This window comes from Streptomyces sp. NPDC058051, from assembly GCF_042885475.1.
Classification (GTDB): domain Bacteria; phylum Actinomycetota; class Actinomycetes; order Streptomycetales; family Streptomycetaceae; genus Streptomyces.
Genome location: NZ_JBHVRW010000062.1, coordinates 1 through 4,677, shown reverse-complemented (window position 1 = coordinate 4,677; position 4,677 = coordinate 1). Strand labels below are relative to the sequence as shown.

3 protein-coding genes are annotated in these 4,677 nt (G+C 69.6%); all 3 read right to left on the bottom strand.

Translation table 11 applies throughout. The features are described from left to right. Positions 1-121 precede the first annotated feature (121 nt). The gene (locus ACFVUT_RS37515) at positions 122-880 is read right to left on the bottom strand and encodes a TetR/AcrR family transcriptional regulator (RefSeq protein ID WP_389661218.1); all 759 of its coding nucleotides are present in this window, start codon (positions 878-880) and stop codon (positions 122-124) included. Between the two features lie 208 nt (positions 881-1,088). Beyond that, positions 1,089-2,291: an NAD(P)/FAD-dependent oxidoreductase gene (locus tag ACFVUT_RS37510; protein WP_389661216.1), complete on the bottom strand. Its 1,203-nt coding sequence runs from the start codon at positions 2,289-2,291 to the stop codon at positions 1,089-1,091. Between the two features lie 28 nt (positions 2,292-2,319). After that, the coding region (locus ACFVUT_RS37505) for a type I polyketide synthase (protein ID WP_389661214.1) at positions 2,320-4,677 on the bottom strand (2,358 nt) is incomplete at its 5' end.

Here is a 4,677-nt window from a genome sequence, read left to right as displayed (position 1 = left end):
CCCTGGTCGAGCACCCCGGCGTCGCCAAGATCGTCTTCACCGGCTCCACCCGGGTCAGGGCGGCTGCGGGGTTCCCCCCACCTTCGGGTCGGGGGAACCGGCCCACTGTCATGTGCGCGGCTCAGGTGAGGGGCTTCTCGCCCTTGCGGATACGCGCCAACACCTCGACCCCGTCCAGCACACGCTGGAGACCGAAGGTGAAGTCGTCCTCCGGCTCCTCGAACACACCGGCTTCCAGCAGTTCGGTGAGGGCGGGGAACGTGGCCGGGTCGGCGTACTTCGCCAGCATACGGCCGTAGTTGGACATCAGGTCGGCCTCGCTGATGTCCTCGTCGTCCACCCCGAGCGAGAGCTGCACGTAGTTCCGTACGTAGCCGATCATCAGCATCATCACGGAGAGCTTCTCGTCCGGCCTGAGGCTGGTGCCGCCGAGCGTGCGCAGACCGCACTCCAGCCAGCTGAGCTGCCCCGGCTCCAGCGGCGGCCCGCTCACCGAGATCTGCAGCATCCAGGGGTGCCTGCGGAAGACCTCCTGGAACGCCCGGGCCCACTGCTCCAGCCCGGCCCGCCAGTCGCCCTCCTCGGTCTCGATACGAGGCGGGGTGCCGTACGCCATGTCCAGCATCAGCTGCCGCAGCTCGTCCTTGCTCGACACGTGCCGGTACAGCGACATGGTGCCGAAGTCGAGGCTCTTGGCGACGCGGGACATGGAGAGTCCGGCGAGACCGTCGGCGTCCGCCGACTCGATCGCCGCCGTGACGATCCGCTCCACGCTGAGCCCGGTCCTCGCCGTGCGCTGCTCCCGGTTCCGGAGCTCCCACAGCACCCCGATGCTGTTCGGCAGGCCTGTGCCCTTGCCCGTTTCCTCGTCAGTAGTCATCTTGTGCCTGCCTTCATCGGAAGTCTTCCCATGCGTATCACGCACGCATAGAGCATCGTATACGCCGAGGGGTCGCCCGTACGCGGAGCCGGTGGGACACCGGCATGGGAGGCGGTCGACGACCGGGCTCGGGTGCGGATGCGGGGCATGTTCGCACATACCCCGCATCCGGAGGGAGAGGAGCCGCACCACGCGCGGTCCCGGAGTGTCAGACGCCGGCCGCGGTGGCCGCGATCTCGGCCGACGGACGGCCGAGCAGGAGACGGCACTGCCGCAGGCCACGTGCGCTGTTCCAGCCGAGCGCCCCGACGAGCAGCCCGTCGCGGTGGTAGGCGGCGACGAACTCCCGGTCCTCGGGCGAACCGCTGACGATCTCCGTACGGGCGTCCGGCGGGCACCAGCCGATCGTCTGGATCTTCGCCCCGAACTGGTGCGTCCAGCCGAACGGCACCGGGCTGTACGGCTTCGCCCCGGCCTCACCGCCCAGGATGTTGCCGACGACCGCCATCGCCTGCTGGGCGGCGTTGGTCCGTTGTTCGAGCCTGACCCGGGCGCCGGCCATCGTCGGATGCGGCCAGTTGGCGACATCACCCGCCGCCCACACACCGGGCGCGGCCCGGCAGTACACATCACAGAGCACTCCGTCGTCCAGGCGCAGCCCTGAGCCGGCGAGCCAGTCCACCGCGGGCACGGAGCCGATCGCGACGACGACGAGGTCGGCGTCGACCGAGGTGCCGTCGGACAGCAGGACGGCGCTCACGGCGCCGTTCTTCTCCGCCAGGCCCGCCACCCCGGCGCCCAGGACGAGCCGCACACCGTGGTCACGGTGGAGTTCCGCGACCAGGGCGCCGACCTCGGGGCCGACCTGCCGTTCGAGCGGTGTGGCGTTGGTGTCGATCAAGGTGACGTCGAGTCCGGCCTCGCGGGCGGTGGCGGCGATCTCCGCACCGAGGAAACCCGCACCGATCACCGCGACGCGGGGACCGGCCGCGAGCGCCTCGCGCAACCGGACCGCGTCGTCGAGCGAACGCAGCACGTGGACGTTCCGCACGCCTTCGCCCCACGGCAGCCGCCGCGGCCGGAGCCCGGTCGCGATGATCGCCGCGTCGTACGGCAGTCGCTCGCCGGTCGACAGCGCGATGGTCCGCGTGGCCTGGTCCAGCGCGGTGGCCCGGCAGCCCAGGCGCAGATCGATGTCGATCGCGCCGAGCACGTCCTCCTGCCGCAGCCAGGTCTTCCTGGGCTCCCAGCCTTCGCTCAGCAACTCCTTCGACAGGGGCGGCCGGTCGTAAGGCGGATGGATCTCGTCACCTACGAGGGTCAGGCCGCCTTCGTATCCTTTGGCGCGCAGTGTCTCCACCGCGGTCAGTCCGGCGGCCGCCGCGCCCACGACGACTATCTGGTTCAGCACTCCGGCTCCTCATCCTCTCGGTCCAGGCTCATACCGATGCCTCGGCGCCACCGTCGAGAATGTCGAACAGCTCGTCCGCGGTCGCCGTGCTCAGGTCATCCTGTGGGGTGTCGGCGCCGAAGAGCGTGTGCCGCAGATGGGCAGCGAGTTCGGCGGCCGAGGGGTAGTCGAATATCAGGGTCGGCGCGAGCCGGCAGCCGGTGACCGCATTGATCCTGTTCCTGAGTTCCAGGGCGGTCAGCGAGTCGAATCCGATGTCGAGGAAGCCCCGCTCGGCAGCGACCGCGCCGGCGTCGCTGTGACCGAGGACGGCGGCGGCATGGTTCCTCACCAGATCCAGCAGGGCCCGCTCCCGGTCCTCGCCGCTCAGCGCCGTCAGCCGCTCGATCAGCGCGGCGGGGTCCGATCCCTTCGTACGGCTCCGCACGACGGAACGGGACTCGGCGCGCACCATGTCGCGCAACAGTGCCGGTAGCCCGTCGGCCTTCTTGCGCAACGTCGGTACGTCCACGGCGAGCGGCACCAGTGCCGCAGACCCGGAGCGCAGCCCGGCATCGAACAGTCTCAGCGCATCCGCCGGTTCGAGCGCGGGCAGCCCGCGGGCGGCCATGAGGCGCACATCCTCGTCGAGGTTCTCGGTGAGACCCGTGGCGACATCCCACAGGCCGTAGGCGAGAGAAGTGGCCGGCAGACCCTCGGAGCGCCGCTGCACCGCCAACGCATCCAGGAACACATTCGCCGCCGCATAGTTCGCCTGCCCCGCCGCCAGTACAGAACCCCCCGCCGACGAGAACATCACGAAGAAACCCAGACCACACGAACGAGTCGCCTCATGCAAATACCACGCCCCATCCGCCTTCGCACCCAGCACCCCATCCAACCGACCCGCATCCATCGAACCAATCAACCCGTTGTCACCCGCACCCGCCGCATGCACCACACCCACCAGATCCCCACCCCACCGCTCCACCAGACCCACCACCGCACCACGATCCGACACATCACACTCCTCCACCACCACCTCAGCACCCAACCCCACCAACTCATCCACCAACACCCCAGCCCCCGCAACCCCCAACCCCCGACGACTCACCAACACCAAACGCCGCACCCCACCCTCCACCAAATGCCGCGCCACCAAACCACCCAACCCACCCAAACCACCCGTCACCAACACCACACCCTCACCCACACCCGCCAACACACCCGCCAACGCATCCCCAGAACCCGAATCCGACGGGACCTCCACCAACCTCGGAACCAACACCTCACCACCCCGCAACGCCACCTCCGGCTCACCCGAACCCAAAGCCACCCCCAAAGCCACCCCATCAACACCCTCAACCCCCGGATCCGCATCCACCAAAACAAAACGACCCGGATGCTCCGCCTGCGCAGCCCGCACCAAACCCCACACCGGCGCCTGACACACATCCACCCCCACACCACCACCCACACCCACCGCACCACGCGTCACCACCACCAACGGCCACCCCCCACCCCGACCATCATCCTTCAACCACTCCTGCACCACACCCAACACCCCACCCACCACAGACCGCACACCCACCACCACACCACCACCACCGCCAACGCCAGCACCAGCACCAGCACCAGCACCAGCACCAGCACCAGCACCAGAAACCCCGCCAGAAACCGCATCCACCTCACACACCACCGGACCCGACACCACACCACCCCCCACAAACTCACCCCAACCCGACCACACCACACCCACACCAGCCCCCGCACCCGCACCCGCACCCGCACCCGCACCCGCACCCGCCAGCGGACGCCACACCACTTCGTGCAGCGCGCCCTGGGTGCGCGAAGCGCCCAACTGCTCGGCCGACACCGGACGGAACGTGAGTCCGCCGATGGTGGCCACCGGGGCGCCGTCCTGGTCAGCCAGCGTCAGCGAGAGGCTGTTCACGCCCTGCGGGGAAAGCCGCACGCGCAGCGCGCGGGCACCGGCAGCATGCAGAGTGACATCGGTCCAGGAGAAGGGAAGCTCTGTCGGTTCGTCGCCCGTGACGTCCTCCCCGACGCCCAGGGCATGCATGGTCGCATCGAGCAAGGCAGGGTGCAGGCCGAAGCGCTCGGCGTCGCCGTGTGCCGCCTCGGGCAGTTCGACCTCGGCGAACACGTCGTCGCCCCGTCGCCACACCGCCTTGAGGCCCCGGAAGACGGGCCCGTACGCGTAACCCTGCTTCTGGAGCAAGGTGTAGGCGTCGTCCGTCCGCACGGTGGCCGCCCCCGGCGGCGGCCATGCGCTGAGATCGACGTCCGACACGGCCCCGGCCGTGACGCCCAGGACACCGTCCGCGTGCAGCACCCATGGCGCGTCCACCGCAGCGTTCTCCCGCCGCGAACGCACCCGCACCGA

What these genes read in the sequence shown, in the direction of transcription:
- ACFVUT_RS37515 (WP_389661218.1), bottom strand. Translation starts at nt 880, where the DNA reads ATGACTACTGACGAGGAAACGGGCAAGGGCACAGGCCTGCCGAACAGC.